This is a genomic window from Vibrio sp. 10N.222.46.A1, assembly GCF_041473595.1.
GTDB classification, from domain to species: domain Bacteria; phylum Pseudomonadota; class Gammaproteobacteria; order Enterobacterales; family Vibrionaceae; genus Vibrio; species Vibrio tasmaniensis_A.
Map to the genome: position 1 here is coordinate 1 of NZ_JBFRSN010000497.1, position 4296 is coordinate 4296.

Below are 4296 nucleotides of genomic sequence, written 5' to 3' on the forward strand. Positions count from 1 at the left end.
GAGTAAGCGTGGTACACTGAGTCTCTTATGGTTCATCGTTGCCATGAGTTCTTTAAATTCCGTATAAATTTGTATCTATATTAATCGTTGAAGTGATGGTAAACAAATGACAGATAACAAAACCTTGCTCACAGAGAGCCCAACTCTCTATATTGTGCCAACCCCAATCGGAAATTTGGGAGATATCACTCAAAGAGCAATTGAAATTTTATCAAGTGTCGATGTTATTGCAGCCGAAGACACACGCCACACGGGTAAGCTGCTTGCTCACTTCAATATATCAACCAGAACGTTCGCTTTACATGATCATAATGAACAAACTAAAGCACAAGTTCTAGTCGAAAGGTTATTAGAAGGTCAGTCTATCGCATTAGTCTCTGATGCGGGTACTCCTTTAATCAGTGATCCAGGTTACCATCTTGTCTCACAATGTCGTCAAGCGGGTGTGAGAGTTGTGCCACTTCCTGGTGCTTGTGCTGTGATTACCGCACTAAGTGCGTCTGGTTTGCCGTCTGATCGTTTCAGCTTTGAAGGTTTCTTACCGCCAAAGAGCAAAGGTCGTAAAGACAAGTTCTTAGAGATCGCAAAAGCAGAACGCACGTGTATCTTCTACGAATCTCCGCACCGTATTACTGATTCTCTACAAGACATGCTAGAGATCTTAGGCCCAGATCGTGAGGTTGTGTTGGCGCGTGAGCTAACCAAAACCTTCGAAACCATCCAAGGTCTGCCACTTGGTGAACTTATTGAGTGGATTGAAGAAGACGCAAACCGTAAACGCGGTGAGATGGTATTGTTAATTCACGGTCACCGTGAAGAAGCGAGCACAGAGTTGCCAGACGAAGCGACTCGCACGCTGGGTATTCTAACCAAAGAACTGCCCCTTAAAAAAGCAGCGGCGATGACGGCAGAAATCTACAACCTGAAAAAGAACGCTTTATACAAATGGGGCCTAGAGCATCTAGACAACTAGATACCTCTTTATAGACTAGGTACCTATTTATAGAGTAGCTAACCTGTATTGACAAGCTTATGAGGAGTGATGGTAATACCGTCGCTCCTTTTTTTGTGCTTGGATTGTGTGAAATTCGTTCACTTGCTTAATGGTTTGCAGCATATTTGTGATCTCGCTAGACACTGCACACTAATCTCTATACAATCCGCCCTCGGAGTTGAACGGGTAATCGCTGCTTTGCTGATGTCCTTCGGGAGACTGACGTTGAGGTCCTTCGGGAAACTGACGTTGAAGTCCTTCGGGAGACTGGTAGAGGGGAGGAACGTCCGGGCTCCATAGAGCAGGGTGCCAGATAACGTCTGGGGGGCGCGAGCCCACGACAAGTGCAGCAGAGAGAAGACCGCCGATGGCCTCATTTCTTCGGAAGAGGCACAGGTAAGGCTGAAAGGGTGCGGTAAGAGCGCACCGTGCGACTGGCAACAGTTCGTAGCAAGGTAAACTCCACCCGGAGCAAGATCAAATAGGCCCTCGCATTGCGCTGCTCGCGTATGGGGGCGGGTAGATTGCTTGAGCCTGTGAGCGATTGCAGGCCTAGACGAATGGTTACCGCCGCGCAAGCGGAACAGAACCCGGCGTATGTGTCAACTCCACCTATATAAAGAACCCATCATTACTTAACGGTAGTGATGGGTTTTTTGCTTTATATTGACGTTAATTATTTAGATTTCCTTAGAATCCATCATCTTGATATGAGCTTGGGTCAAAAATTCCCAAAGCCTATACACAATATGGTGGAGATACGGCGCGAAATCAGTAAACTAAAACGTTAATAGAACATATTATTGCCGAACTAATGGCTCAATCCATTCACTGAGAAGACTATGACAGAAGCATTCAAACATATTTCAGTATTGCTTAACGAATCTATTGACGGACTTGCGATCAAACCTGACGGTACCTATATCGATGGTACTTTTGGCCGTGGTGGTCACAGCCGTACAATCCTGTCTAAACTGGGCGAGAATGGAAGACTCTTTAGTATCGACCGCGATCCACAAGCGATTGCCGAAGCACAAAAGATTGATGACCCTCGTTTTACGATTATTCACGGCCCGTTCTCAGGTATGGCTGAATATGCAGAGCGTTATGACTTAGTCGGTCAAGTGGATGGCGTATTGCTGGATTTAGGTGTCTCTTCACCACAGCTGGATGATGCTGAACGTGGCTTTAGCTTTATGAAAGATGGCCCGCTTGATATGCGTATGGACCCAACAACGGGGATTCCTGTTTCTCAGTGGTTAGTTGAAGCGGATCTTGATGACATCACATGGGTTATTCGTGAGTTCGGTGAAGACAAACACGCTCGTCGTATCGCGAAAGGCATCATTGCTTATCAAGAGAATGAAGAGAACGAACCGCTAACGCGCACTGGCCAGTTGGCTAAGCTTATCTCTGATGTCGCTCCAAAAAGCTTCAAAGAGAAAAAACACCCAGCAACACGTGCTTTCCAAGCATTCCGTATCTACATTAACAGTGAACTAGAAGAGATCGATACAGCACTGAAAGGCGCGGCAAGCATTCTAGCTCCTCAAGGTCGTATCTCTGTTATCAGTTTCCACTCGCTTGAAGACCGTATGGTTAAGCGCTTTATCCGTAAAGAGAGCCAAGGACCGCAAGTACCACATGGCTTGCCACTAACTGAAGAGCAGATCAAAGCGCTAGGCAGTGCCGATCTGAAACCAATTGGTAAAGCAATTAAGCCTTCTAAAGATGAAGTGGATGAGAATACTCGTTCGCGTAGTTCAGTACTACGAATCGCAGAAAAGCTATAGTCAATGAAGACCTCCAAACCCAACTTAGCCAAGATAATCTTTTTTGATTTGATCTCCGTGGGCAAAGTCCCATTGGGGCTTCTTATCTGCATCTTTGCGAGTGCGATGGGGGTCGTTCTTACGACACATGTATCACGTCAGGCGATTACGCAAAAAGACATGGCATTGGTGGAGCGGGAACAACTTGATGATGAGTGGCGAAATTTAATGCTTGAAGAGACGGCGCTAGCAGAACACAGCCGCGTTCAAGCATCGGCAAAAAGAGAGCTAGACATGAAACGTCCAGACTCCGACAAAGAAGTTGTGATCACACTGAAATGACCGGTAAAAAGGAAAAAACACCCGCAAAAACCGTTAATGAATCAACGAAAGAGCGAGTGAAGAGCGAAAAGGATTCGGATCCAATTCTTATTAAATGGCGTTTCAACGTTGTTATTGCTTTCGTGTTTCTAGCCTTTGCTGCACTCGTTGGCCGTGTGGCTTACATCCAAATCATTGAACCCGATAACTTAATTCGTCAGGGCGATCTTCGCTCAGTGCGTGTTAAGGCTATTCCTTCTGCTCGCGGTATTATCTCTGACCGCAATGGCGAGCCGCTTGCTGTGAGTGTTCCCGTTGAGGCTGTATGGGCCGACCCAAAAACGATTTTCGATAAAAATGGTATGGCCCAGATTGATCGTTGGTATGCGTTAGCCGATGTACTTGGCCTACAGCGACAATCGATGATCGATAAGATCTCTAGCAATAAATCCCGTCGATTTATTTATCTACAAAGACAAGTTAGCCCTGCGATGGCTAAGTATATCCGTGAACTTAAGCTGGTGGGTGTGGGCCTAAAAGCGGAATCTCGACGTTACTACCCTGCTGGTGAAGTCAGTGCACACCTTATCGGTGTGACCGGAATTGATGGACACGGCCTGGAAGGGGTTGAACGCAGTTACGATAAATGGCTTACGGGCGAAGCAGGCAAGCGAACGATTCGTAAAGACCGCTACGGACGCGTTGTCGAAAACATTGCGTTAGAAGAACGCGAAGAAGGCAAACCACTAGAACTCACCATCGATCAACGATTGCAGGCGATAGCCTATCGAGCGATTAAGCAAGCGGTGGCCGATCATAAAGCGACCTCAGGCTCTGCAGTATTACTCGATGTGAAAACGGGCGCTGTGTTAGCCATGGTCAATGCACCGTCTTACAACCCGAACAACCGCTCTGATTTACAAAGCTTTAAAATGCGAAACCGCGTGCTGACCGATGCTATGGAGCCCGGCTCAACAGTGAAACCTTTTGTGGTGCTCGCCGCATTAGAAAATGGTACAGCTGATGCGAAATCTATTATTGATACGGGTAATGGCATCATGCAAATTGGAGGTAGCCGAGTACGTGATACCTCTAAAGTGGGCAAGGCTGATTTAGCCTTGATCCTTAAAAAATCAAGTAACATCGGCGTTGCGAAATTAGCGCTTGATATGCCGCTTGAAGCGTTACTTGGTATGTACAGTTCGGTTG

Annotated in this window: 4 protein-coding genes and 1 other RNA gene; all 5 read left to right on the forward strand. The window is 46.6% G+C overall.

Going from position 1 to position 4296, the window contains the following annotated elements:
• The first annotated feature begins 106 nt into the window (after positions 1-106).
• Positions 107-973, forward strand: coding sequence for a 16S rRNA (cytidine(1402)-2'-O)-methyltransferase (gene rsmI, locus AB4496_RS14570; RefSeq protein ID WP_009848948.1), 867 nt, complete (start codon positions 107-109; stop codon positions 971-973).
• 195 nt (positions 974-1168) lie between these two features.
• Positions 1169-1608, forward strand: an RNA gene (gene rnpB, locus AB4496_RS14575) — RNase P RNA component class A.
• 228 nt (positions 1609-1836) lie between these two features.
• Entirely contained in the window at positions 1837-2787 is a 951-nt protein-coding gene (gene rsmH, locus AB4496_RS14580; RefSeq protein ID WP_009848949.1) for a 16S rRNA (cytosine(1402)-N(4))-methyltransferase RsmH, read from the forward strand.
• 3 nt (positions 2788-2790) lie between these two features.
• On the forward strand, positions 2791-3108 hold the full coding sequence (ftsL, locus tag AB4496_RS14585; protein ID WP_009848950.1) for a cell division protein FtsL: 318 nt from the start codon (positions 2791-2793) through the stop codon (positions 3106-3108).
• Positions 3105-4296, forward strand: a 1192-nt coding sequence (locus AB4496_RS14590; protein ID WP_372131224.1) for a penicillin-binding transpeptidase domain-containing protein, incomplete at its 3' end; no start/stop codon positions are given. The genes ftsL and AB4496_RS14590, both read left to right, overlap by 4 nt.